This window comes from Pseudomonas sp. PARCl1 (assembly GCF_947311875.1).
In the GTDB taxonomy this organism is placed as follows: domain Bacteria; phylum Pseudomonadota; class Gammaproteobacteria; order Pseudomonadales; family Pseudomonadaceae; genus Aquipseudomonas; species Aquipseudomonas juntendi.
Genome location: NZ_CAMZMX010000017.1, coordinates 24,708 through 47,887 on the forward strand (window position 1 = coordinate 24,708; position 23,180 = coordinate 47,887).

Below are 23,180 nucleotides of genomic sequence, written 5' to 3' on the forward strand. Positions count from 1 at the left end.
GCAATCGATGTGGCAGCGGGCGAGCCCACGAACACCGACGAAGCCGGTGCCAATCACCGCGTCGCCTGCTTCGCGGGCTCGCCCGCTCCCACAGGGGACGGCGTCACAGTCAAAATTGTGCTTGTAGCAGTGCCAGAGAATTGACGAATCACTGCCCCGCCACCTTTGCTGGCGTAGCCGGTGCACTTTGTGTGCCAGCCCGGCGCAGGGCAGCATCCGGTGTTGCATTGGCGCTGCCCGAGCCCGTCAGGCTGCGGCGCACTTCCAGGTTACGGGAAATCACCAACACCACCCGCCGGTTGCGCGCCCGGCCATCGGCGGTGTCATTGCTGGCCACCGGCTGGTACTCGCCATAGCCGACCGAGGCCATGCGGGCCGGGTTCACCCCCTCCATGGCCAGCAGGCGCACAATGCTCGCCGCCCGCGCCGACGACAGCTCCCAGTTGGTCGGGTACTGCGCGGTGCGGATCGGCAGGTTGTCGGTGAAACCCTCGACATGCACCGGGTTGGCGAACGGCTTGAGAATATCGGCCACCTTCTCGATGATGGCGAACGCCTTGTCGCTGGGCATGGCATCGCCACTGCCGAACAACAGCGATGAATTGAGCTCGATCTCGATCCACAGTTCGTTGCCGCGCACGGTCATCTGGTTGCTTTTGATCAGGTCGCCAAAAGCGTCGCGCACGTCATCGCTGATGGTCTTCAGCGGGTCGGTATTGGTTGCCGCAAGGCCTGCTTCGGTCTGCTCGCTGTCGTTGACCAGCGGCTCGGCCGGGCGCACGGTCAATGGCTTCTCCTCGCCCACAGGGATGGGCTTCATGCTGCGCTCAGGGTCGTTGAACACCCCGAGCAGCGCCTGGGAAATAACCTTGTACTTGCCCTCGTTGATCGACGAAATCGAGTACATCACCACAAAAAATGCGAACAGCAAGGTAATGAAGTCGGCGTATGACACCAGCCAGCGTTCGTGGTTTTCGTGTTCCTCGGTAGGACGGCGGCGGCGCATGGCTTACTCCATGAAGCCTTGCAGCTTCAGCTCGATGGAGCGCGGGTTTTCCCCCTCGGCAATCGACAACAGGCCTTCGAGCAGCATTTCGCGGTAGCGCGACTGGCGCATGACCACGGCCTTGAGCTTGTTGGCGATCGGCAGCAGCACCAGGTTGGCGCTGGCCACACCGTAGATGGTGGCGACGAAGGCCACGGCGATGCCATTGCCCAGTTGCGACGGGTCGGCCAGGTTGCCCATCACGTGGATCAGGCCCATGACCGCACCGATGATGCCGATGGTAGGCGCGTACCCGCCCATGCTCTCGAACACCTTGGCCGCCTGGATATCGCGGCTTTCCTGGGTCAGGAAATCGACTTCGAGGATGCTGCGAATGGCTTCTGGCTCGGCGCCATCGACCAGCAGCTGCAAGCCTTTGCGCGCATACGGGTCGGGCTCGCTGTCGGCCACCCCTTCCAGGCCCAGCAAGCCTTCCTTGCGCGCGGTCAGGCTCCAGTTCACCACCCGGTCGATGCCACCCGCCAGGTCGACCCTGGGCGGGAACAGGATCCAGCGCAGAATCTGCAGGGCCCGCTTGAACGAGGCCAGCGGTGACTGCAGCAGTGCTGCCGCCAAGGTGCCGCCCAGCACGATCAATGCCGCCGGCCCATTGACCAGGGCACCGACATGGCCACCCTCGAGGAAGTTGCCACCGACAATGGCAACGAAGGCGAGGATCAGGCCGATCAGGCTCAGCACATCCATCAGACGCAGGCCTCTACCAGGTGCTTGCCGATCTCGTCCAGGCTATACACCGCGTCGGCCAGGTTGGCCTTGACGATGGCCATGGGCATGCCATAGATCACACAGCTGGCTTCATCCTGGGCCCACACCGTACTGCCGCCCTGCTTGAGCAGGCGCGCGCCTTCGCGGCCATCGGCACCCATGCCGGTCAGCACCACCGACAGCACCTTGTCGCCATATGACTTGGCCGCCGAGCCGAAGGTGATGTCCACGCACGGCTTGTAGTTCAAGCGCTCATCGCCAGGCAGGATCTTCACCGTGCCACGGCCATCGACCATCATCTGCTTGCCACCCGGGGCCAGCAGGGCCAGGCCTGGTCGCAGCATGTCACCGTCCTCGGCTTCCTTGACGCTGATGCGGCACAGTTTGTCCAGGCGTTCGGCAAACGCCTTGGTGAACGCAGCCGGCATGTGCTGGATCAGCACGATCGGTGCCGGGAAGTTGGCCGGCAGCTGGGTCAAGACCCGCTGCAGGGCTACCGGGCCGCCGGTGGAGGTACCGATGGCCACCAGTTTGTACGGCTTGCGTTTAGGTGCCGCAGCCGGCGCCGGCGCGGCTGCCGGGGCCCGGGCCGGCAGCGCACTGCGCGCCGCTGCCGGGCTGCCCACACCCGCCGTCGGCGCATGGCTGCTGGCAGGTGCCGGCGTTGCGGCCGGCGCAGGGCTGGCGTAACTGCCAAACCGGCGGTTGCTGCGCGCCAGCGTATGCACTTTCTCGCACAGCAGTTGCTTGACCTTGTCGGGGTTGCGCGAAATGTCCTCGAAGTTCTTCGGCAGGTAGTCCACTGCCCCCGCGTCCAGCGCATCGAGGGTGACCCGGGCGCCCTCATGGGTCAGCGAGGAAAACATCAACACCGGCGTCGGGCAGCGCTGCATGATGTGGCGCACCGCAGTGATGCCATCCATCATGGGCATTTCATAGTCCATGGTGATGACATCGGGCTTGAGCGCCAGCGCCCGGTCAATCGCTTCCTTGCCGTTGGTCGCGGTACCTACTACCTGGATCGTCGGATCCGCCGAGAGGATCTCCGAGACGCGGCGGCGGAAGAAACCGGAATCATCCACCACCAGGACCTTGACTGCCATAAACACTCCATTAGGCGGCGCGACCTGCCAAGGTGCGCCACCGAAATCAAATACGCCGCGCGGCGTAACGCTTGAGCATGCTCGGGACGTCGAGAATCAACGCAATACGACCGTCACCGGTAATGGTGGCCCCAGACATGCCCGGGGTACCTTGCAGCATCTTGCCCAGCGGCTTGATTACCACTTCTTCCTGGCCTACCAGTTGATCGACGACAAAGCCGATGCGCTGGGTGCCGACCGACAGGATCACCACGTGGCCCTCGTGCTGCTCTTCGTGCACCTGGCCTTGCACCAGCCAGCGCTTGAGGTAGAACAACGGCAGTGCCTTGTCGCGCACGATCACCACTTCCTGGCCATCGACCACATTGGTACGCGACAGGTCGAGGTGGAAGATCTCGTTGACGTTGACCAGCGGGAAGGCGAATGCCTGGTTGCCCAGCATCACCATCAGGGTGGGCATGATCGCCAGGGTCAGCGGCACCTTGATGACGATCTTCGAGCCCTGGCCCTTGGCCGAGAAGATGTTGATCGAACCGTTGAGCTGGGAGATCTTGGTCTTCACCACGTCCATGCCCACGCCACGCCCGGACACGTCGGAAATCTCGGTCTTGGTCGAGAACCCCGGGGCGAAGATCAGGTTGTAGCAGTCCGACTCGCTCAGACGCTCGGCGGCGTCCTTGTCCATCAGGCCCTTCTCCACCGCCTTGGCCCGCAGGATGTTCGGGTCCATGCCCTTGCCGTCGTCGGAAATCGACAACAGGATGTGGTCGCCTTCCTGCTCGGCCGACAGCACCACGCGGCCCGTGCGCGGCTTGCCTGCGGCATCGCGCTCATCGGGCATCTCGATACCATGGTCGACGGCGTTGCGCACCAAGTGCACCAACGGGTCGGCCAGGGCCTCGACCAGGTTCTTGTCGAGGTCGGTTTCTTCACCGACCAGCTCAAGGTTGATCTCTTTCTTCAACTGGCGCGCCAGGTCGCGAACCAGGCGCGGGAAGCGGCCGAACACTTTCTTGATCGGCTGCATGCGAGTTTTCATCACCGCGGTCTGCAGGTCGGCGGTGACCACGTCGAGGTTGGACACGGCCTTGGACATGGCCTCGTCGCCGCTGTTCAGGCCCAGGCGCACCAGGCGGTTACGCACCAGCACCAGTTCGCCGACCATGTTCATGATCTCGTCCAGGCGCGCCGTGTCGACGCGTACGGTGGTTTCCGCTTCGCTGACCGCATGCTTGTCGGCGACCGGGGCCGGCGTGCGCGCAGCTGCAGCAGGTTTGCTCGCAGCCGCGGGCACTGGCGCAGGTGCAGGAGCCGCAGCTGGCTGGGCGGCCGCCGGGCTTTGCGGCTTGGCCGCTGCCGGCGCCTTGGCCGCAGGCGGTGCCTGGACTGCTGCGACGTCACCGCCGAATTTGCCCTTGCCATGCAACTGGTCCAGCAGCGCTTCGAATTCATGCTCGCTGATTTCGTCGCTGGTGGCGCTGGCGGTGCTGTCAGGCGCCACCTCGGCAGGTGCCGCCTTGGCTGCAGGCAGGGCATCGGCCTGGAAGGTGCCTTTGCCGTGGAGCTGGTCGAGCAGCGACTCGAATTCGGCATCGGTGATTTCGTCACTGGCCGCTTCATGGCTGACGGCAGCAGCCGGCGCTGCAACTTCGGCAGTGAACTGGCCTTTGCCATGCAACTGGTCGAGCAGCGATTCGAACTCGGCATCGGTGATTTCATCACCGCCACCACTCACGCTCTCGCCTTGCAGCTGTTCCTCGGCCGCAGCTTGTGCCTTGACCGCATCGAGCGAATCGAGCAACTGCTCGAACTCGCTGTCGGTGATGTCCTGGTGCTGCTCCTGGTCCACCACCGGTGCCGCGGCAGGCGCTTGCGCCGCAGCCACCGGCACCACCGCTTCTTCGCCACCCTGCGGTTGCGCCGCACCCGGCTCGGCAAGGCGCGCCAAGGCCGCCAGCAGCTCGGGGGTTGCCGGCGTGACTTCAGCGCGCTCGCGCACCTGGCCAAACATGCTGTTGACCGTGTCCAGTGCCTCGAGCACTACGTCCATCAGCTCCGCGTCAACCCGACGCTCACCTTTGCGCAGCACGTCGAACACGTTCTCGGCGATATGGCAGCACTCCACCAGCTCGTTCAGCTGGAGGAAGCCGGCGCCCCCTTTTACAGTGTGGAAACCGCGAAAGATCGCATTGAGCAGGTCGGCATCGTCGGGCCGGCTTTCCAGCTCGACCAATTGCTCGGACAGTTGCTCAAGAATTTCGCCGGCTTCTACCAGGAAATCCTGGAGGATTTCTTCATCGGCGCCGAAGCTCATCAAAGGTGCTCCTTAAAAACCCAGGCTGGACAGCAGATCATCGACGTCGTCCTGGCCGGACACGACGTCTTCACGCTTATCGGCATGAATCTGCGGACCTTCACCCCGAGTCGGATGTTTTTCTCGATCTTTTTCTGCGCGCAATTGATCGTGGTCATGCTGAATGCCCGCAAAGCGGTCGACCTGACTGGCCATCAGCACCAACTTGAGCAGGTTGCTTTCCACTTCGGTCACCAGGTTGGTGACGCGCTTGATCACCTGCCCGGTCAGGTCCTGATAGTCCTGGGCCAGCAGAATGTCATTGAGGTGGCCGGCGACCTTGCGATTACCTTCGGCGCTGTGCGTGAGGAAACTGTCGACCCGCTTGACCAGGTCGCGGAATTCTTCCGCCGCCACTTCGCGGCGCATGAAGCGTTGCCAGTCGGTGCTCAGGGCCTTGGCCTCGCTGGCCAGGTCGTTGAGCACCGGGGTGCTTGCCTCGACCAGGTCCATGGTGCGGTTGGCCGCGCCTTCCGTGAGCTTGACCACATAGGACAGGCGCTCGGTGGCATCGGTAATCTGCGACACCTCTTCGGCCTGCGGCATGGTCGGGTCGATCTGGAAACTGACGATGGCACTGTGCAGCTCGCGGGTCAGCTTGCCGACTTCCTGGTACAGGCCGCGGTCGCGGGTCTGGTTCAGCTCGTGAATCAGCTGCACCGCCTCGCCGAAACGGCCCCGCTCCAGGCTTTCGACCAACTCCTGGGCATGTTTCTTCAGGGTCGATTCGAACTCGCCCAAAGAGTTATGTGATGAATCCATGGCGCGCCCCCTGACGTGACTCAGCCGTTGACGCGTTCGAAGATCTTCTCGATCTTTTCTTTGAGCACCTGTGCCGTGAACGGCTTGACCACGTAACCATTGACGCCGGCCTGGGCCGCTTCAATGATCTGGTCGCGCTTGGCTTCGGCGGTCACCATCAGCACGGGCATGGTTTTCAGCCGGTCGTGGGCACGCACCTTGCGCAGCAGGTCGATGCCGGACATGCCAGGCATGTTCCAGTCGGTCACCAGGAAGTCGTAATGGCCGTTTTCCAGCATCGGCAGCGCCGTGGTGCCGTCGTCGGCCTCATCGGTGTTGGTGAAGCCCAGGTCACGCAACAGGTTCTTGATGATCCGCCGCATCGTCGAAAAGTCGTCAACGATGAGGATTTTCATGTCTTTGTTCAAGTAGACCTCCAAGCAGTCTCAAACGCGCTCGGCCCCGAGCGCGCATTCAATCAATTCGGTACAACGTGGAAAACCGCGTGGAAACAGCCGCAACCCCAGCAGGCTCAGCGCGCCCGCCATTCCCCCAGGCGGCTACGCAGACGCGCGGCACACTGGCTGTGCAACTGGCTGACCCGCGACTCGCTGACCCCCAGCACCTCACCGATCTCCTTGAGGTTGAGCTCTTCGTCGTAGTACAGCGCCAGCACCAGGCGTTCACGCTCGGGCAGGTTGGCGATGGCCTCGGTCAGGGCTAGCTGGAAGCGCTCCTCCTCGAGGCCCCGAGCAGGTTCGACCTGGCCGCTGGCGCCGTCTTCATGCAGCCCTTCGTGCTCACCGTCCTGCAGCAGGTCATCGAAGCTGAACAAACGGCTGCCCAAGGTATCGTTGAGGATCGCGTAGTAATCATCGAGGCTCAATTGGAGTTCGGCAGCAACTTCATGATCTTTAGCGTCACGGCCGGTTCTGGCCTCCACGGCGCGCATCGCGTCGCTGACCATGCGGGTGTTGCGGTGCACCGAGCGGGGTGCCCAGTCGCCTTTGCGCACTTCGTCGAGCATGGCGCCGCGGATACGAATGCCGGCATAGGTTTCAAAGCTGGCGCCCTTGCTGGCGTCGTACTTGTTGGCCACTTCCAGCAGGCCGATCATGCCGGCCTGGATCAGGTCCTCGACCTGCACGTTGGCCGGCAAGCGCGCCAACAGGTGGTAGGCGATGCGCTTGACCAGGGGGGCGTAGCGTTCGATCAACTCGTACTGGGCGTCTTTCGCCGCCCGGCTGTACATCTTGAACCCGCTGGCGTTCATAGCACCGGTCCCGCGCTGGTCGGCTGCACCAGGCGCTCGACGAAGAACTCCAGGTGGCCACGTGGGTTGGCCGGCAGCGGCCAGCTGTCGACCTTCTGGGCAATCGCCTTGAAGGCCAGCGCGCACTTGGAGCGTGGGAAGGCTTCGTACACGGCACGCTGCTTCTGCACCGCCTTGCGCACGCACTCGTCGTAGGGCACGGCGCCTACGTACTGCAGGGCGACATCCAGGAAACGGTCGGTGACCTTGGTCAGCTTGGCAAACAGGTTGCGCCCTTCCTGAGGGCTCTGGGCCATGTTGGCCAGCACGCGGAAGCGGTTCATGCCGTAGTCACGGTTGAGCAGCTTGATCAGCGCGTAGGCATCGGTGATCGAGGTCGGCTCGTCGCACACCACCAGCAGCACTTCCTGGGCGGCACGGACAAAGCTGACGACCGACTCACCGATACCCGCAGCGGTATCGATGACCAGTACATCGAGGTTGTCGCCGACTTCGCTGAACGCCTGGATCAGCCCGGCATGCTGGGCCGGCGCCAGGTGGACCATGCTCTGCGTACCGGAGGCAGCCGGTACGATGCGCACACCGCCAGGGCCCTGCAATATCACGTCACGCAGCTCGCAGCGCCCTTCGATGACATCGGCCAGGGTCCGTTTGGGCGTCAGGCCCAGCAACACGTCGACATTGGCCAGGCCCAGGTCGGCATCCAGCAACATGACCCTGCGGCCGAGTTCGGCCAACGCCAGGGACAGGTTCACTGAAACGTTAGTCTTGCCGACGCCACCTTTGCCACCGGTCACGGCGATCACCTGTACGGGATGCATGCTACCCATGTTTGTAATTTACCTTGTATCGCTGGGACCCAGGCCACACGTAGGGCAATTCTGCGTACCCCTTGGCATAGCTACTTTGCACACGTTTCATACTCAACCCGCTCGCCGTGGGTTGTGGTAGAGATCAGCGAACATGTCGGCCATTGCCTCTTCGCTGGGCTCCTCCTGCTGCTGCACATTGACCGCGCGGGACACCAGCTGGTGCCCCCGGGGCAGGTGCAGGTCGTCAGGAATGCGCGGGCCGTCGGTAAGATAGGCCACAGGCAAATCATGACTGATGGCAAGGCTCAACACATCGCCAAGGCTTGCCGTTTCATCGAGCTTGGTCAGGATGCAGCCGGCCAGGCCACAGCGCTTGTAGCTGTGGTAGGCGGCGGTCAACACCTGCTTCTGGCTGGTGGTGGCCAGTACCAGGTAATTCTTGGCGGCGATGCCACGGCCGGCCAGGGTTTCCAGCTGCAAGCGCAGGGCCGGGTCGCTGGCCTGCAGGCCGGCGGTGTCGATCAGCACCACACGCTTGCGCAGCAGCGGCTCCAGCGCTGCCGCCAGCGACTGGCCTGGGTCGACATAGGTGACTGGGACATTGAGGATGCGGCCAAGGGTCTTGAGCTGCTCCTGGGCACCGATGCGGAAGCTGTCCATGCTCACCAGCGCCATGTTCTGCGCGCCGTACTTGAGCACGTAGCGCGCCGCCAGCTTGGCCAGGGTGGTGGTCTTGCCCATGCCGGCCGGGCCGACCATGGCGATCACACCGCCTTCTTCGATCGGCTCTACCTCGGGAATTTCGATCATGCGCGCCAAGTGCGCCAGCAACATGCGCCAGGCATGGCGTGGCTCTTCGATTTCGGCGGTCAGCTCCAGCAACTCGCGGGCAATCGGCCCGGACAGGCCAATGCGCTGCAGGCGCCGCCAGATGTTGGCCTGTTGTGGCTTGCTGCCCTGCAGCTGGGTCCAGGCCAGCGAGCCGAGCTGCACTTCCAGCAGTTCGCGCAGGCCCGACAGTTCGGAGCGCATGGCATCGAACAGGCGCGGGTCAACGGGCGCCGGCGCCGTGGCGGCCGCCGCCTGTGGAGCCTCGACATGGGGCTCGACCAGCGGCTCGGCAGCGGTCAGCGACTGCCCGGCGAACAATTGGCGGTTGTTATCGCTGCTGTCCTGGCGGTGGCCCAGCTCGGCCTGGGCCGTGGCAATGCGCGTGTGGGTCTTGCGCAGCTCTTCTTCCAGCTCGGCATTGGGCACGCGCGGGGCCAGGGCGGACAGCTTGTAGTCCAGCGCGGCCGTCAGCTCGACACCACCGGCAATGCGACGGTTGCCAATGATCGCGGCATCGGCGCCCAGCTCATCACGGACCAGTTTCATGGCCTGACGCATATCGGCGGCGAAAAATCGCTTAACTTGCATTATCCACTACCTCAGCCGTTAGGGCCCACGGTGGCAACGATGGTGACTTGCTTGTTGTCCGGTATTTCCTGATACGCCAGCACATGCAAATTCGGTACAGCCAGGCGACCGAAACGCGACAGCATGGCGCGGATCGGGCCGGCGACCAGCAGGATGGCCGGCTGGCCCTGCATTTCCTGGCGCTGGGCCGCTTCGATCAGCGAACGTTGCAGCTTTTCGGCCATGCTCGGTTCCAGAAGAACACCGTCTTCCTGGCCTTGCCCGGCGCGTTGCAGACTATTGAGCAAAATCTGTTCCAACCTTGGCTCCAGGGTGATCACCGGGAGCTCCGACTCAACGCCGACAATGCTTTGCACGATGGCGCGACACAATCCGACGCGCACCGCCGCAACCAGCGCGGCGGTATCTTGACTCTTGCCAGCGTTGTTCGCGATTGCTTCGGCAATACTGCGAATATCGCGCACGGGTACCTGTTCCGACAACAGGGCCTGCAAGACCTTGAGCAGCCCCGACAAGGAAATGACACCCGGCACCAGTTCTTCTGCAAGTTTAGGCGAAGCCTTGGCCAACACCTGCAACAGTTGCTGGACCTCTTCGTGGCCAATCAGTTCATGGCAGTGCTTCTGCAGGATCTGGTTGAGGTGGGTGGCCACTACCGTACTGGCATCGACCACGGTGTAGCCCAGCGACTGCGCCTGCGAGCGCTGGCCCACGTCGATCCACACCGCCTCCAGGCCAAACGCCGGGTCACGTGCGGCAATGCCGTTGAGGGTGCCGAACACCTGCCCCGGGTTGATCGCCAGCTCGCGGTCCGGGTAGATCTCGGCCTCCGCCAGGATCACCCCCATCAGCGTCAGGCGATAGGCGCTGGGTTGCAGGTCAAGGTTGTCGCGAATATGCACCGTGGGCATGAGGAAGCCCAGGTCCTGCGACAGCTTCTTGCGCACGCCCTTGATTCGCGCCAGCAACTGACCACCCTGGTTGCGGTCCACCAGGGGGATCAGCCGGTAGCCGACTTCCAGGCCGATCATGTCGATCGGTGTCACATCGTCCCAGCCCAGCTCCTTGGTTTCCAGCGCCCGCTGCGGCGAAGGCAGCAGGTCTTGCTGGCGCTGCGCCTCCTGCAAGGCCTGGGCCTTGGCCTTCTGTTGTTTCTTCCATACAAGATAAGCCCCGCCACCGGCCAGCAGACCCAGGCCGATGAAGGCGACGTGTGGCATGCCCGGCACCAGCCCCATGACAATCATCAACCCCGCAGACACCGCCAACGCCTTGGGCGAGTCGAACATCTGCCGGTTGATCAGTTTGCCCATGTCCTCCGAGCCCGAGGCGCGGGTGACCATGATCGCCGCAGCAGTCGACAACAGCAGTGATGGCAATTGCGCCACCAAACCGTCACCGATGGTCAGCAGGGCGTACACCTTGCCGGCATCGCCGAAGCTCATGCCATGCTGCAGCATGCCGATCAGCATGCCACCGATCAGGTTGATGAACAGGATCAGCAAGCCGGCGATGGCGTCACCGCGCACGAACTTGCTGGCACCGTCCATCGAACCGTAGAACTCGGCCTCCTGGGCCACCTCTGCACGACGGTGCTTGGCCTGGGCCTGGTCGATGAGGCCGGCATTGAGGTCGGCGTCGATCGCCATCTGCTTGCCGGGCATGGCGTCGAGGGTGAAGCGCGCGCTCACCTCCGAGATACGCCCGGCGCCCTTGGTCACCACCACGAAGTTGATGATCATGAGGATGGCGAAGACCACCGCACCGACCACGTAGTTACCGCCGATCACCACCTCGCCGAAGGCCTGGATCACCTTGCCGGCGGCGCCGTGGCCTTCCTGGCCGTGCAGCATGACCACCCGCGTGGAAGCCACGTTCAGCGCCAGGCGCAGCAGCGTGGCCACCAGCAGGATGGTGGGGAATGCAGCGAAGTCGAGCGGGCGCAGGGCGTAGACGCAGACCAGCAGCACCACGATCGACAAGGCGATGTTGAAGGTGAAGAACACGTCGAGCAGGAACGGTGGTATCGGCAACATCATCATTGCCAACATCACCAGCAGCAGCAGCGGTACACCCAGGTTGCCCCGACCGAGCCCGGCCAGGTTATGACGGGCGTTGCTGATTAACTGAGTGCGATCCACCGCGAGTCCTCTTGATGCAAAACTTTGACGCCCAAGGGGCATCTGCGGCTGGCATTGCAAGAAGCCTTCCAACTTTGCGCAACAGAAGATTTATGTTGTGTGTGCCGGCCGCTTCGCGGGTGAACCGCCCTTATAGAGCAACACATAACTTATGGATTTAGCGAGGTCTCTGTGGGAGCGGGCATGCCCGCGAACACCGGCGTAGCCGGTGCCAGCCACCGCGTTTGATTCGTCGCGGCGGTTCGACGCCTCGACTAGCCCGCTCTCACACAGGCAGCGTCGCGCTTACGAATCGAGTTCTCTGCGCGACAGCGCAGCCCGTAGTGCTGGGTGATCTCCCACTGGTACCGCATAGGGTTTGAGATCCGTGAAATGCCTGTGGGAGCGGGTTACCCGCGAAAAGGCCATAAGCCCTGACACAAGGTCAATAGTAATGGCGCAGATCCGACAGGAATCGCAGGTTGTCTTTCATGTGCTCCGGTTGCTATCCATAGGAGGCAAACCACTGATAGCGTCAGACTTCGTTGGGCCTCAGCGGCACCGGGGATTCACCACGCACCACTCCCATTTTAAGCGAAACGCGCGATATCACTCTTCGCAATAATGCGAACTGAAAAAAATAGGGCGTTTCCGGATAGGGAGGCTTCGCACCGTGCTTCAGCAAGCCTGCATGGTAGTGCAAGCCGGGCTGCATACCTACTGCGTTGTCTACATAGACACTGAACACCGTGGTAGAGGATTGGCTCTGGGCGCCCCGCTTAGCTGCATAAAACTTGGCAACACCATACTCCCCAGCGTAAAAACCTGCTCCAAACTCATTATCAGGTCTGAAATAATGCGGATCCACTCCGAATTTTTTATGCTGAGAAAGCGGAGTCATCAAGACGTCTTTACGGCCCTGTAAAGTTCCGGTCATAGCTTCAGCATATTCCGTTCTCGAAGCATGAAACCCAACGAGCGCTTTCGACTCTGGTCGATCAAATCCATTAAACGAATGGCGGCGCTGCCCCACTTGATAGGGTCGGGCGTCTGCCCTTCCTTTGTTTTGAAGCCCGCCTTCTACGAAACTGGGGCTCATCCAGTGCCTACGTATTGAAGGACGACGGTTGAGCCCGGAGTTATCGTGGTAATTGACAGGATCGCCCTCACAATATGCATAGGGGTTGATGCCACCTGCTCGAAATGGGCTGGCACGATCAGAGCTTAGGAACCTCATCAGAACCGTGCTATATCCCCGACGACCCGCACCCAAAAAATATAAATTCGCCAGTGCCTCTGCCCACTGCCCATTGAATCCCAGGGATGAAAAATAACAGAACAAGCCCCCTGCAAAGCCATACGGGGTGAATGCAAAGTGCTGTCGCACATCAGTACGCTCAGTCTTGTTGTTTTTTTCTGATAAGCCGATCGTCACAGTTGTCGCGGATTCATGGCGAGGTGAATTCATGGCAAGCCCCTCCTAGTGCAGAGTGACAATATTCACAACCCTTCGCACTGCCTACAACTGACAAAAATACCAATTGAAAAAATTGACTAATTGCTGAGTGTCATCTCTGATGCCTGAGCTCAATGGCAGCGTCGCACCCGAGGGAGCAGGCGAGTCAACGAAAGGGCCAGAGGCCCTGGCACAAGGTCAACTGTCGCGGCGCAGGTCTGGCGGGATCGGCAGGTCATCCTTCAACGGCTCAGGGCGCTTGCCCTTGCCCGCACGGTACTGGCGGATCTGGAACACATAGGCCAGCACCTGCGCCACAGCCAGGTACAGGCCGGCGGGGATTTCCTGCTCGATCTCGGTCGAGTAATAGATCGCCCGCGCCAAGGCCGGCGATTCCAGGATCTGAACCTTATGCTCCACGCCAATTTCGCGAATCTTCAAGGCAATGAAATCCGTGCCCTTGGCCAACAGCAACGGCGCCACCCCACCCTTCTCCGGGTCATACTGCAAGGCCACCGCATAGTGGGTCGGGTTGGTGATGATCACGTCGGCCTGCGGCACCGCCGCCATCATGCGCCGCTGCGACACTTCGCGCTGCAGCTGGCGAATACGCTGCTTGACCTCGGGCTTGCCCTCGCTGTCCTTGTACTCGTCGCGCACTTCCTGCTTGGTCATCTTCAGTTTCTTGTGCGTCTGGTACAACTGGAACGGCACATCCGCAGCCGCGATCAGCAACAACCCGGCCGACATCCACAAGGCACTCCAGCCCACCACCTGCAGGCTGTGAATGATCGCCTGCTCCAGCGGCTCGTTGGCAATCGACAGCAGCGCCTGACGGTCGTTGATCAGTACCACCACCGCCACTACCAAGATCACGAAAAACTTGGCCAGCGCCTTCAGCAATTCGGTCAAGGCATGCATCGAGAACATGCGCTTGATGCCTGACAACGGATTCATGCGACTGAATTTCGGCTGCAGCAAACTGCCCGAGAACAGGAAGCCGCTCAGCGCGATGGGCGCCACGAAGGAGATCACGAACAGCAGGATCAGCACCGGCTGCACGGCCCAGATGGCCATCTTGCCCGAGGCCAGCAGAAACGCGCCCATCGCCCGCTCGTCCACGATGATGTCGCGGGTCAGGCTGAAATTCATGCGCATCAACGCCAGCAGGGTTTCGGCCAAGTGGCCGCCAAACGCCAGCAGCCCACCCGCGCCGGCCAGGGTCACCGCCACCGTGTTCAACTCCTTGGAGCGGGCGACCTCGCCTTTTTCCCGGGAGTCGCGCTTGCGTTTCTCGGTGGGGTCTTCCGTTTTGTCCTGGCCGCTTTCGCTCTCAGCCATGCTCAGCCCGCCCTTGCCAATTCACGCAGCCACTGCAGCGTTTCGCTGGCCAATGCCTGGTAGTGCGACAGCACATCGGCCAGGCCGACCCAGAAGATGAACATGCCCATGACCAGGGTCAACGGGAAACCGATGGAGAAAATGTTCAGCTGCGGCGCCGCACGGGTCATCACCCCAAAGGCAATGTTCACCACCAGCAACGCCGCAATCACCGGCAGGATCAACAGCAAGCCGGCACCGAACACCCAACCCATGCGCCCGGCGAGCTCCCAGAAGTGGTTGACCACCAGCGCATTGCCCACCGGCAACGTGGTGAAGCTTTCGGTCAGCACCTCGAACACCACCAGGTGGCCGTTCATCAACAGGAACAGCACACTCACCAGCATCGTCATGAACTGGCTGATCACCGTAACGTTGACCCCGTTCCCCGGGTCGACCATGGAGGCGAAGGCCATACCCATCTGCACCGCAACAATCTGCCCGGCAATCACGAACGCCTGGAACAGCAACTGCAACGCCAGGCCGAACAACGTCCCGACGATGATCTGTTCGGCGCACAGCAGCAGGCCGCGCAGGCTCAGCGGGTCGAATTCAGGCAGCGGTGGCAACGCCGGCACGATGACCACGGTAATGGCCACGGCCACGTACAGGCGCACCCGCGCCGGCAGCATGCGGGTACCGAAGATCGGCATGGTCATCAACACCGCCGTCACCCTGAACAACGGCAGGATGAAGGTGGCGACCCAGGTGCCGATCTGCGTATCGGTCAGCTCCAGCATCCGCGCATCAACCTATGAGCTGCGGAATGTTGGTGTAGAGCGTGGTGATGTACTCCATGAACTTCTGCACCAGCCACGGCCCGGCAACGATCAGCGTGATCAGCATCACCAGCAGGCGCGGCAGAAAGCTCAGGGTCTGTTCGTTGATCTGCGTGGCGGCCTGGAACATCGCCACCACCAGGCCCACCAGCAGGCTTGGCACCACCAGCACGGCCACCATCAGGGTGGTCAGCCACAGGGCATCACGGAACAGGTCGACAGCGACTTCAGGTGTCATCGGCGGCTCTCCTTGACGGCGTCAGACGCCGCCGAAACTGCTGGCCAGGGTGCCCATGATCAGCGCCCAGCCATCGACCAGCACGAACAGCATGATCTTGAACGGCAGCGAAATGATCAGCGGCGACAGCATCATCATACCCATCGCCATCAGCACACTGGCCACCACCATGTCGATGATCAGGAACGGGATGAAAATCATGAAGCCGATCTGGAACGCCGTTTTCAGCTCGGAGGTGACGAATGCGGGCACCAAGATGGTCAGCGGCACCTGATCGGGCCCGGCAATGTCGGTGCGCTTGGACAAGCGCATGAACAGGTCCAGGTCGCTTTGCCGGGTTTGCGCCAGCATGAAGTCCTTGAGCGGGCCCTGGGCCTTGTCGATGGCCTGCTGAGCGGTCATCTGTTCTTTCAGGTAAGGCTGCAAGGCATCCTGGTTCACCCGGTCGAACACCGGGGCCATGATGAACATCGTCAGGAACAGCGCCATGCCGGTCAGCAGCTGGTTCGACGGTGTCTGCTGCAAGCCCAGGGCCTGGCGCAGGATCGAGAACACGATGATGATACGGGTGAAGCTGGTCATGAGGATGACGAACGCTGGAATAAAGCTCAGCGCCGTCATGATCAGCAGGATTTGCAGGCTGACCGAATATTCCTGCTGCCCGTCCGCAGTATTGGACAGGGTAATGGCCGGAATCGACAACGGGTCGGCGGCCAACGCCAACGGCGCGGCCAGCAACAGCGCCACTGTCAACAACGGCCCCAACAACCTACGCAGCGCGCCGCTCATCACCTGTTGTCCTTAGGGTTCTTGCCCATCAACTCCATCAACCGCTGGGCAAACTCCGGCGTCGCCTGGCGAGCGTTTTCCGGCACCTGCACCGGCTCTGCCAGCACATGCAATACCTCGATGCTGCCCGGGGTGTGGCCTATCAGTATCTGCTCCTTGCCCACCTGCACCAGCAACAGGCGGTCGCGCGGGCCGATGGCGCGGCTGCCGACGATCTCGATCACCTGCCCACCCTTCACCGCCGTGCTCTGCAAACGCCGCAGCAGCCAGGCCAGGAAGAAAATCAGGCCAACCACCAGCAGCAGGCCGAAGACCATCTGCGCCAGTTGCCCGCCCAGGCTGCCAGGCGCCGCTGCCGGCGTGGCCGTGGGGGTGGCCGCTGCCAGGCAGGCGTGGCTGCCCAACAAGGCCGCAAGTGCCGCGATGGTGCGTATCGTGGCCTTCACTCAGCGCAACTTCTTGATGCGTTCGCTGGGGCTGATCACGTCGGTCAGGCGAATGCCGAACTTCTCGTTGACCACCACCACTTCGCCATGGGCGATCAACGTACCGTTGACCAGCACGTCCAGTGGCTCGCCGGCCAGGCGGTCAAGCTCGATGACCGAACCCTGGTTGAGCTGCAGCAGGTTGCGGATGTTGATCTCGGTGCTGCCCACTTCCATGGAGATGTTCACCGGGATATCCAGGATCACATCCAGGTTCGGGCCTTCGAGGCTGACATTTTCGTTCGGCTTGGGCGAGCTGGCGAACTCTTCCATTGGCAGGCGGCCCGGGCCGCTGTGGCTGCCGGTGTCACCGCCCAGCAGCGCATCGATGTCCGCCTGGCCGGCAGCACCAGTCTCTTCCAGCGCGGCGGCCCACTCATCGGCCAAGGCCTGATCTTCTGGGGAGGTGATCTCGTTTTCGTTAGCCATGGTTTCCTCGACAGGCATTCAATTCGTTAGGGGCGACCGGCACGCCGTCAGCGGCGTTCGATCGGGTCGATGATCTGCAGCGCCAGGTTGCCCTTGTGCGAGCCCAGCCGCGCCTTGAACGCCGGCACGCCATTGGCGCGCAACACCAGGTGCTCGGGCAACTCCACCGGTATCACATCGCCAGGCTGCATGTGCAGGATGTCGCGCAGCTTCAACTGGCGCCGGGCCACGGTGGCAGTCATCGGCACGGCAACATCCAGCACGTCTTCGCGCAGGGCCTTGACCCAACGCTCGTCCTGGTCGTCCAGGTCGGACTGGAAACCGGCGTCGAGCATTTCCCGCACCGGCTCGATCATCGAATACGGCATGGTCACGTGCAGGTCACCGCCACCACCGTCCAGCTCGATATGGAAGGTGGACACCACCACTGCCTCGCTCGGGCCGACGATGTTGGCCATGGCCGGGTTGACCTCGGAGTTCATGTACTCGAAAGACACCGGCATGATGGCCTGCCAGGCTTCCTTCAGGTCGACGAAGCACTGGTCCAGCACCATGCGTACCACGCGCAGTTCGGTGGGGGTGAACTCACGGCCCTCGATCTTGGCATGGCGGCCATCGCCGCCGAAGAAATTGTCCACCAGCTTGAACACCAGCTTGGCGTCGAGAATGAACAGCGAAGTGCCGCGCAATGGCTTGATCTTGACCAGGTTCAGGCTGGTCGGCACATACAGCGAGTGCACGTACTCGCCGAACTTCATCACCTGCACGCCACCCACGGCCACGTCGGCCGAGCGGCGCAGCAGGTTGAACATGCTGATGCGGGTGTAGCGGGCGAAACGCTCGTTGATCATTTCCAGGGTCGGCATGCGACCGCGCACGATACGGTCCTGACTGGTCAGGTCGTAGCTTTTGATACTGCCGGGCTCCGCGGCGGTCTCGGTCTGCACCAGCCCGTCGTCGACGCCGTGCAACAGGGCATCGATTTCATCCTGGGACAGCAGGTCCTGTACGGCCATGGCGGACTCCTACTGCAATACGAAATTGGTGAACAGCAGCTGGTCGATGACCGGCTTGCCAAGTTCCTTCTGCGCCACTTCCTGGACCACGGCAGTGGCTTTCTGGCGCAGCATTTCCTGGCCGACAGGGCTGCTGGCGAGGGCGTCGAAGCCCTGCCCGGAGAACATCATCACCAGGTTGTTGCGGATGACCGGCATGTGCACCTTGAGTGCATCCAGGTCTGCCTGGTTGCGCGCCTGCATGGTGATGCTCACCTGCATGTAGCGCTGGCGCCCGTTCTGGTTGAAGTTGACCACGAAGGCCGGGGTCAGCGCCTGGTAGATCGCTGCTGGCTTGACGTTGCTCGCTGCCGCCTCGGCGGCCGGCGCCGGTTCGCTCTTGTGCATGATGAACCAGGTAGCGCCCACCGAAAGGCCAATCGCCAGCAACAAGCCGACGACAGCCATGATGATCAGCTTGAGTTTGCCTTTTGTGGCGGGGTCTTTGACTGCTTCGCTCTTCGCCATGCCAATAATCCGTCGTCCATCGGGGGTTCAAAGGAGGATGGCTTGGCCTGAGCAAGTGTTATGCCAGCTTATTCAGAGGTTCGGTTTCAGCAGGATCTGCGCTGCAGTCTTATCCGCGGGCATGCCCCCTGCCACAGGTACTGCACAGGTTGCAAACCCCTGTGGGAGCGGGCAAGCCCGCGAACAGCCCGGAACAGGCAACCCGGCATCAGGCGTAGTAATCGATCGCACTGTCGCCGACAACCACCTGCTGCTCCACAGGCCGGGCGCTATCGACAACCTCGCCCCCACCCTGCCCGGCCCGTCGCGCCGCCACCCCGGACAGGTTGCTGTCCTGTGCCTGGCCCTGTTGCTGCTGCTGCCCCCGCGACTGATCGGCGACGTTGACGTCGGGCTGCGCCAGCCCCTGCTGGGCGAACAGCTCGCGCAGGCGGTGCACCTGGCTGTCCAGGGCATCACGCACGCCCGCGTGGCCGCTGATGAACGTGATCTGGGTAGCCTGGTCCGCCGCCACATTGACGCGAATGTCCAGGCGGCCCAGCTCGGCCGGCTCCAGCTGGATATCCGCCGACTTGAGATTCTGGCTGGACAAGTACATGACCCGGTTGACCAGGCCCTCAGCCCACGCATTCTGGTTCATCGGCAAGGGCTGGTGCAGCGGGCTGGCACTGGCCGGCACCGCGTTGGCGGTCTTGGCCGTGGCTGCCTGGGTCAGGCTGGCCAGGCGATTGGCGAAGTCGTCGATACGGGTGTCGCTGGCAGCGCTCTTGGTGTCTTTCAGGCCATCTTCGAGCAAGGCACCGAACGCCCCGTCACCGGACTCGGTAGCGTCGCCCTCGCTTTGCTCGACCAGAGTCGTCAAGCTATTGACGGCAGCGCGGGCGTCATCGCCCTGGGCCTGAGCCGGATCAAGGGCATGTGCGGAAGTACTGCCTTTGGCCTGGGCGCTGTGCTCCAGCGCCAGGCGCAGGGTTGGCAGGTTGGCCAAGGGGTCGGCGTCAGGGTCGAAGGCTTCTTCGGTGGGTTCTGCCGGCACTGCGGTGGCCAGTTGGGCTTGCGCCGTGGCGGCTTGCAACACGGGCGTCACCGCCTCGGCCTGGGCCTGGATCAACTGCCCGCCGGGCTGGCCATCGGTGACCTGCCCGGCCACCAGGCTGGCGTCCGTCAGCCCGGTATCGGCCTGGGCGGTATCGTCATCTGGCAATTTGTTGCCGTCATCGGCAACCGCTGCCTTGCTGCCCGGGTCTTTCTTGCCGCCAACAGCCGCTTCCGGCTTGTCCTTGGGCCTGGCCTGGGCAACCTTGTCATCGGGCCCAGCCGGCGGGTTGCGCCGCTGCCGGGCCATGACCTGGTCGAAGCCGTCGCCCTTGTCGCCCAACGCCTGCACGGGTTTGTCTGCCTGCAGGGCAGTTGAACGCGCGCTACTGGCGGGGGCATTGGCTTGCAGCAAAGGGTTGGGTGCGACAGGCATCGAGCGGTCTCCGCGCCAGAACGTGAGTATCTTCCTGGCGGAGAAAAGCAAGACTCGCGCCAACTAGTCGTCAGCCGGTAGAAATGCGATCTTTCTCACCGCGATAAAAGCGCTTTACCTCCTGATACTCCCGATCAATGCGGCTGATCAGGTCCTCGATGCCATACAGCGGCGGCCGCCGCGCCCGCTCTTCAAGCTGCTGGCACAGGCCGGCCAACACCATGGCGCCCATATTGCTGCTACTGCCCTTGAAGCTGTGTGCAGCCATCCTGAGTTCTGCCGCATTTTTCGCCGCGAGTAGCTGCTCCACGCGGCGCTCCGAGTCCGTGAGAAACGTCTCCACCAACGTCAGATACTCATCCTCCATGACCTCACGCAGGCCCTTGAGAACCTGGTGATCGATATGCATGTCCATCACTTGCTCACTCCCTGATCAAGCAGATTATGCCCAAGCCCGCCCGGGGCTCACCATTCGAATTCCACCTGCGCACACCGCCCACCCTCTGCCCAGCGCGCATCACCGGCCAGCTGCCGCACCAGTTTCAGGCCACGCCCACTCAGGCCGTGGTCCGGCACAGCCCGTGCCAGTACGCTCGGCACATCGAAACCAGCACCGCTGTCGCTGACTTCGATACTCAGACGCCCACCCTGGCCACACGGTTCAACCCTGAAACGGATGCTTACACAACCTTCAGCCAGCGATGCCAGGCGCCGCGCCCGTTCTTGATAATAGTCGGCAAAGCCCTGCACATCGCATTTGAGCTGCGAGTCCAGACCGAGCACGCCATGCTCCAGCGCATTGGAATACAACTCGCTGAGCACGCTGTGCAAGTGGCCAGTGCGCGCTCGCAAGCCGGGTATTTCCTGCAACAACTGCACCAGGTAGGGCACCGGATTGAAACTTTTGAGGCTGGCACCCCGCACCTCGAACGCCAACGACCAGTCCTGCGGGCTTGACCGGCCGCTGTCAGCGTACACCACCGGCATCGGTGGCCGCTCTTTGGCACCGAACATGCGGATATCGCACAGGCTGATATCGTCGCGCGGGTGCCCTCCAAAACGCTCCAGGGCCAACAGCAGCTCGTCGAACAAGCAGGCCGGGTCACGATTGGCGTTCAGCACCTCGCGCAGGCGCCGCTCGCCGAACAGGCGCTCCTGCTCGTCGGCAGTTTCCAGCACCCCGTCCGACAGCAGGAACAGGCGCTCCCCTGGCACCAGCGGCAACATCTCTGTGCTGGCATCGAAGCGTTCGGCCGCCAGAATACCCAGCGGCAGGTGCCGAGACTGCAGCACCGACAACACCTGGCCATCCAGCGAGAGGTGGTAGACGTCAGGCATGCCGCCATTCCATACCTCTACTGCGCCACACTGCATGCTCAGATTCAGCAGCACCGCGCAGCAGAACATGTCGACCGGCAGAATACGCTTGAGCTTGGCGTTCATCTCGCGCAGGACCTCGGCCATGCCGTAGCCCTTGGCGGTCATGCCGTAGAACACCTCCGCCAGCGGCATGGCACCCACCGCAGCCGGCAAGCCGTGGCCGGTAAAATCACCCAGCAGTACACGCATGTCGCCGGCCGGCGTGAAGGCCGCCAGCATCAGGTCACCATTGAACAAGGCGTAGGGTGATTGCAGGTAGCGGATGTTCGGCGCCGCCAGGCAGCCGGCATGCGCCACCTTGTCGAACACGGCCTTGGCCACCCGCTGTTCGTTGAGCAAGTGGTGGTGGTGCCGGGCGATCTGGTCGCGCTGCGCCAGCACGGTACCCTGCAACCGACGCAGGCGGTCCATGGCGCGGATCTTGGCTGCCAGTATTACCGCGCTGTAGGGCTTGGCCATGAAGTCATCGCCGCCCGCTTCCAGGCAACGCACCAGGGCCTCCTCCTCGTTCAGCGAGGTGAGGAAAATGATCGGCACCAGCGCCTCGCCGGCCAGGGCCTTGATCTGCCGCGCCGCCTCGAAGCCGTCCATGACCGGCATCAGCGCATCCAGCAGCACCAACTGCGGGCGCCGCTCGACGAACAGCGCCACGGCCTGCTCACCATTTTCCGCAGTGACAACCTCGTGCCCATGGCGGCGCACGATCTGCGCCAGCAACAGACGGTCGGCGGCACCGTCCTCGGCAACCAGTACGGTCAATGCCTGTTCGGCCGGCATGTCGGCGCTCAGCTGATCTTGAAGAGTTTTTCGAAATTGGAGATGGCGAGAATCTTGCGCACATCGGAGCTGGGATTCATCACTTCCACCTCGACCGTTTCGCCCGCATGGTCACGCAGCAGCAACAGCATGCCCAGGGCCGAACTGTCGAGGTGGGTCGTGTCTTTCAAATCGACAACCACGCGATCGTGCCCGCCTGGTTGGCGCTCATAAGCACCGCGAAATTCCTGATGCTGGCTGAAATCGAAGCGTCCTTTGATCTTGATCGTCAACGTTTTCCCATCCTGCGTGAGATCAGTTTCCACTGCCATGCGAGCGATTCCTTCGATGATGGCGAATACAGCTTGTTGAAGGTTTAGCAGGCGATGGCACGGGCGGCAAGAACACGGCGCCCACAGGCCGCTTCACAAAGCGACGCCACGGATTCAGAACTGATCTTGCCGCGGCAGGCGCTGGGACAACTCGTCCAGCAGGCGCTGCTCACGCTTGTCCTCGGCGCGGCGGGCCTCGTCCAGGTAGCGCTGCACCAGCTTGCGCAGCCCCTCCACCCGGGCGTAGGCCTGCTGCCACGTACCACGGGCATTGTCGAGGTTGTTCTGGTGCCAGACCAGGCTCTGCCGCTGCTGGGTCATCGCCGTTTCCAACTGGCCAAGGAAGCGCTGGTAGTTCACCAGCCAGTTGCCATTGACCCCCTGCCCACCGCGGTTGAGCCACTGCTGCTGGTAGTCTTCGCGAAACCGCTCCAGCTCGGCCAGCTTGGCCTGGGCGACGGCAACTTGCTGCTGGAAATGGCCCAGCCGCTGGGCGGCCTTGCGCTCGGCCTCTTCGGCCATGTCCACCACCGGCGCCAGGCGCGCGGCGCGCCCAGGGAGGGCCATGGC

At 62.6% G+C, this 23,180-nt stretch carries 24 protein-coding genes; all 24 read right to left on the bottom strand.

What is annotated here, in order from left to right; translation table 11 throughout:
* Nucleotides 1–148: 148 nt before the first annotated feature.
* The 24 genes from motD to fliJ all read right to left on the bottom strand — a co-directional run bounded on the left by motD (nt 149) and on the right by fliJ (nt 23,177).
* On the bottom strand, nt 149–1,006 hold the full coding sequence (gene motD / locus QME24_RS11795; protein ID WP_054881287.1) for a flagellar motor protein MotD: 858 nt from the start codon (nt 1,004–1,006) through the stop codon (nt 149–151).
* A gap of 3 nt (nt 1,007–1,009) precedes the next feature.
* Nucleotides 1,010–1,750 carry a flagellar motor protein gene (locus QME24_RS11800; protein WP_009681920.1) on the bottom strand — a complete coding sequence of 247 codons (741 nt, stop codon included), beginning with the start codon at nt 1,748–1,750 and terminating at the stop codon, nt 1,010–1,012.
* Complete coding sequence (locus tag QME24_RS11805) at nt 1,750–2,874, bottom strand: chemotaxis response regulator protein-glutamate methylesterase (protein WP_054904667.1); 1,125 nt, start codon at nt 2,872–2,874, stop codon at nt 1,750–1,752. Before QME24_RS11805 ends, QME24_RS11800 begins: the two co-directional genes overlap by 1 nt.
* 46 nt (nt 2,875–2,920) lie before the next feature.
* A complete protein-coding gene (locus tag QME24_RS11810; RefSeq protein ID WP_235767932.1) occupies nt 2,921–5,188 on the bottom strand; it encodes a chemotaxis protein CheA in 2,268 nt (755 codons plus the stop codon).
* 12 nt (nt 5,189–5,200) lie between these two features.
* Entirely contained in the window at nt 5,201–5,989 is a 789-nt protein-coding gene (locus tag QME24_RS11815; RefSeq protein WP_054881284.1) for a protein phosphatase CheZ, read from the bottom strand.
* Nucleotides 5,990–6,009: 20 nt separating this feature from the next.
* Nucleotides 6,010–6,384, bottom strand: coding sequence for a chemotaxis response regulator CheY (locus QME24_RS11820; protein ID WP_166524971.1), 375 nt, complete (start codon nt 6,382–6,384; stop codon nt 6,010–6,012).
* Between the two features lie 116 nt (nt 6,385–6,500).
* Nucleotides 6,501–7,241, bottom strand: a complete 741-nt coding sequence (fliA, locus tag QME24_RS11825; RefSeq protein WP_009683227.1) for an RNA polymerase sigma factor FliA — start codon at nt 7,239–7,241, stop codon at nt 6,501–6,503.
* Complete coding sequence (gene fleN, locus QME24_RS11830; protein ID WP_172828404.1) at nt 7,238–8,080, bottom strand: flagellar synthesis regulator FleN; 843 nt, start codon at nt 8,078–8,080, stop codon at nt 7,238–7,240. Before fleN ends, fliA begins: the two co-directional genes overlap by 4 nt.
* Before the next feature lie 84 nt (nt 8,081–8,164).
* Nucleotides 8,165–9,472: a flagellar biosynthesis protein FlhF gene (flhF, locus tag QME24_RS11835; protein WP_232892647.1), complete on the bottom strand. Its 1,308-nt coding sequence runs from the start codon at nt 9,470–9,472 to the stop codon at nt 8,165–8,167.
* 11 nt (nt 9,473–9,483) lie between these two features.
* A complete protein-coding gene (gene flhA, locus QME24_RS11840; protein WP_054881281.1) occupies nt 9,484–11,613 on the bottom strand; it encodes a flagellar biosynthesis protein FlhA in 2,130 nt (709 codons plus the stop codon).
* 514 nt (nt 11,614–12,127) lie between these two features.
* The gene (locus QME24_RS11845) at nt 12,128–13,060 is read right to left on the bottom strand and encodes an RHS repeat-associated core domain-containing protein (RefSeq protein WP_082414625.1); all 933 of its coding nucleotides are present in this window, start codon (nt 13,058–13,060) and stop codon (nt 12,128–12,130) included.
* Between the two features lie 186 nt (nt 13,061–13,246).
* A complete protein-coding gene (gene flhB, locus QME24_RS11850) occupies nt 13,247–14,389 on the bottom strand; it encodes a flagellar biosynthesis protein FlhB (RefSeq protein ID WP_009683221.1) in 1,143 nt (380 codons plus the stop codon).
* Nucleotides 14,390–14,391: 2 nt separating this feature from the next.
* On the bottom strand, nt 14,392–15,168 hold the full coding sequence (fliR, locus tag QME24_RS11855; protein ID WP_054881280.1) for a flagellar biosynthetic protein FliR: 777 nt from the start codon (nt 15,166–15,168) through the stop codon (nt 14,392–14,394).
* A gap of 7 nt (nt 15,169–15,175) precedes the next feature.
* Nucleotides 15,176–15,445: a flagellar biosynthesis protein FliQ gene (fliQ, locus tag QME24_RS11860; RefSeq protein WP_012273497.1), complete on the bottom strand. Its 270-nt coding sequence runs from the start codon at nt 15,443–15,445 to the stop codon at nt 15,176–15,178.
* 21 nt (nt 15,446–15,466) lie between these two features.
* Nucleotides 15,467–16,234 (bottom strand): flagellar type III secretion system pore protein FliP, encoded by a 768-nt coding sequence (gene fliP / locus QME24_RS11865; RefSeq protein ID WP_054881279.1) that lies wholly within the window; start codon nt 16,232–16,234, stop codon nt 15,467–15,469.
* Entirely contained in the window at nt 16,234–16,680 is a 447-nt protein-coding gene (fliO, locus tag QME24_RS11870; RefSeq protein ID WP_280091438.1) for a flagellar biosynthetic protein FliO, read from the bottom strand. The genes fliP and fliO overlap by 1 nt, the downstream gene beginning before the upstream one ends.
* Nucleotides 16,681–17,148, bottom strand: a complete 468-nt coding sequence (gene fliN / locus QME24_RS11875; protein WP_029885654.1) for a flagellar motor switch protein FliN — start codon at nt 17,146–17,148, stop codon at nt 16,681–16,683.
* A 47-nt stretch (nt 17,149–17,195) separates the two neighbouring features.
* Entirely contained in the window at nt 17,196–18,164 is a 969-nt protein-coding gene (gene fliM / locus QME24_RS11880) for a flagellar motor switch protein FliM (RefSeq protein WP_009683214.1), read from the bottom strand.
* Between the two features lie 9 nt (nt 18,165–18,173).
* On the bottom strand, nt 18,174–18,671 hold the full coding sequence (gene fliL, locus QME24_RS11885) for a flagellar basal body-associated protein FliL (protein WP_009683213.1): 498 nt from the start codon (nt 18,669–18,671) through the stop codon (nt 18,174–18,176).
* Between the two features lie 208 nt (nt 18,672–18,879).
* On the bottom strand, nt 18,880–20,142 hold the full coding sequence (locus QME24_RS11890) for a flagellar hook-length control protein FliK (protein ID WP_280091437.1): 1,263 nt from the start codon (nt 20,140–20,142) through the stop codon (nt 18,880–18,882).
* 70 nt (nt 20,143–20,212) lie between these two features.
* Nucleotides 20,213–20,560 (bottom strand): Hpt domain-containing protein, encoded by a 348-nt coding sequence (locus QME24_RS11895; RefSeq protein ID WP_280091436.1) that lies wholly within the window; start codon nt 20,558–20,560, stop codon nt 20,213–20,215.
* 47 nt (nt 20,561–20,607) lie between these two features.
* Nucleotides 20,608–22,299 (bottom strand): fused response regulator/phosphatase, encoded by a 1,692-nt coding sequence (locus QME24_RS11900; RefSeq protein WP_280091435.1) that lies wholly within the window; start codon nt 22,297–22,299, stop codon nt 20,608–20,610.
* A gap of 8 nt (nt 22,300–22,307) precedes the next feature.
* Nucleotides 22,308–22,610 carry an STAS domain-containing protein gene (locus QME24_RS11905; RefSeq protein ID WP_054904675.1) on the bottom strand — a complete coding sequence of 101 codons (303 nt, stop codon included), beginning with the start codon at nt 22,608–22,610 and terminating at the stop codon, nt 22,308–22,310.
* A 114-nt stretch (nt 22,611–22,724) separates the two neighbouring features.
* A complete protein-coding gene (gene fliJ, locus QME24_RS11910) occupies nt 22,725–23,177 on the bottom strand; it encodes a flagellar export protein FliJ (protein WP_054881275.1) in 453 nt (150 codons plus the stop codon).
* Between the last annotated feature and the right edge of the window lie 3 nt (nt 23,178–23,180).

Coding starts and splice junctions, on each gene's coding strand:
- QME24_RS11905 (WP_054904675.1), bottom strand. CDS start 22,610: ATGGCAGTGGAAACTGATCTCACGCAGGATGGGAAAACGTTGACGATC.
- fliP (WP_054881279.1), bottom strand. CDS start 16,234: ATGAGCGGCGCGCTGCGTAGGTTGTTGGGGCCGTTGTTGACAGTGGCG.
- fliN (WP_029885654.1), bottom strand. CDS start 17,148: ATGGCTAACGAAAACGAGATCACCTCCCCAGAAGATCAGGCCTTGGCC.
- flhB (WP_009683221.1), bottom strand. CDS start 14,389: ATGGCTGAGAGCGAAAGCGGCCAGGACAAAACGGAAGACCCCACCGAG.
- fliA (WP_009683227.1), bottom strand. CDS start 7,241: ATGAACGCCAGCGGGTTCAAGATGTACAGCCGGGCGGCGAAAGACGCC.
- fliQ (WP_012273497.1), bottom strand. CDS start 15,445: ATGACACCTGAAGTCGCTGTCGACCTGTTCCGTGATGCCCTGTGGCTG.
- fliR (WP_054881280.1), bottom strand. CDS start 15,168: ATGCTGGAGCTGACCGATACGCAGATCGGCACCTGGGTCGCCACCTTC.
- flhF (WP_232892647.1), bottom strand. CDS start 9,472: ATGCAAGTTAAGCGATTTTTCGCCGCCGATATGCGTCAGGCCATGAAA.
- QME24_RS11800 (WP_009681920.1), bottom strand. CDS start 1,750: ATGGATGTGCTGAGCCTGATCGGCCTGATCCTCGCCTTCGTTGCCATT.
- QME24_RS11890 (WP_280091437.1), bottom strand. CDS start 20,142: ATGCCTGTCGCACCCAACCCTTTGCTGCAAGCCAATGCCCCCGCCAGT.
- QME24_RS11845 (WP_082414625.1), bottom strand. CDS start 13,060: ATGAATTCACCTCGCCATGAATCCGCGACAACTGTGACGATCGGCTTA.
- QME24_RS11815 (WP_054881284.1), bottom strand. CDS start 5,989: ATGGATTCATCACATAACTCTTTGGGCGAGTTCGAATCGACCCTGAAG.
- fliL (WP_009683213.1), bottom strand. CDS start 18,671: ATGGCGAAGAGCGAAGCAGTCAAAGACCCCGCCACAAAAGGCAAACTC.
- fliJ (WP_054881275.1), bottom strand. CDS start 23,177: ATGGCCCTCCCTGGGCGCGCCGCGCGCCTGGCGCCGGTGGTGGACATG.
- motD (WP_054881287.1), bottom strand. CDS start 1,006: ATGCGCCGCCGCCGTCCTACCGAGGAACACGAAAACCACGAACGCTGG.
- QME24_RS11900 (WP_280091435.1), bottom strand. CDS start 22,299: ATGCCGGCCGAACAGGCATTGACCGTACTGGTTGCCGAGGACGGTGCC.
- QME24_RS11805 (WP_054904667.1), bottom strand. CDS start 2,874: ATGGCAGTCAAGGTCCTGGTGGTGGATGATTCCGGTTTCTTCCGCCGC.
- QME24_RS11810 (WP_235767932.1), bottom strand. CDS start 5,188: ATGAGCTTCGGCGCCGATGAAGAAATCCTCCAGGATTTCCTGGTAGAA.
- QME24_RS11820 (WP_166524971.1), bottom strand. CDS start 6,384: ATGAAAATCCTCATCGTTGACGACTTTTCGACGATGCGGCGGATCATC.
- fliM (WP_009683214.1), bottom strand. CDS start 18,164: ATGGCCGTACAGGACCTGCTGTCCCAGGATGAAATCGATGCCCTGTTG.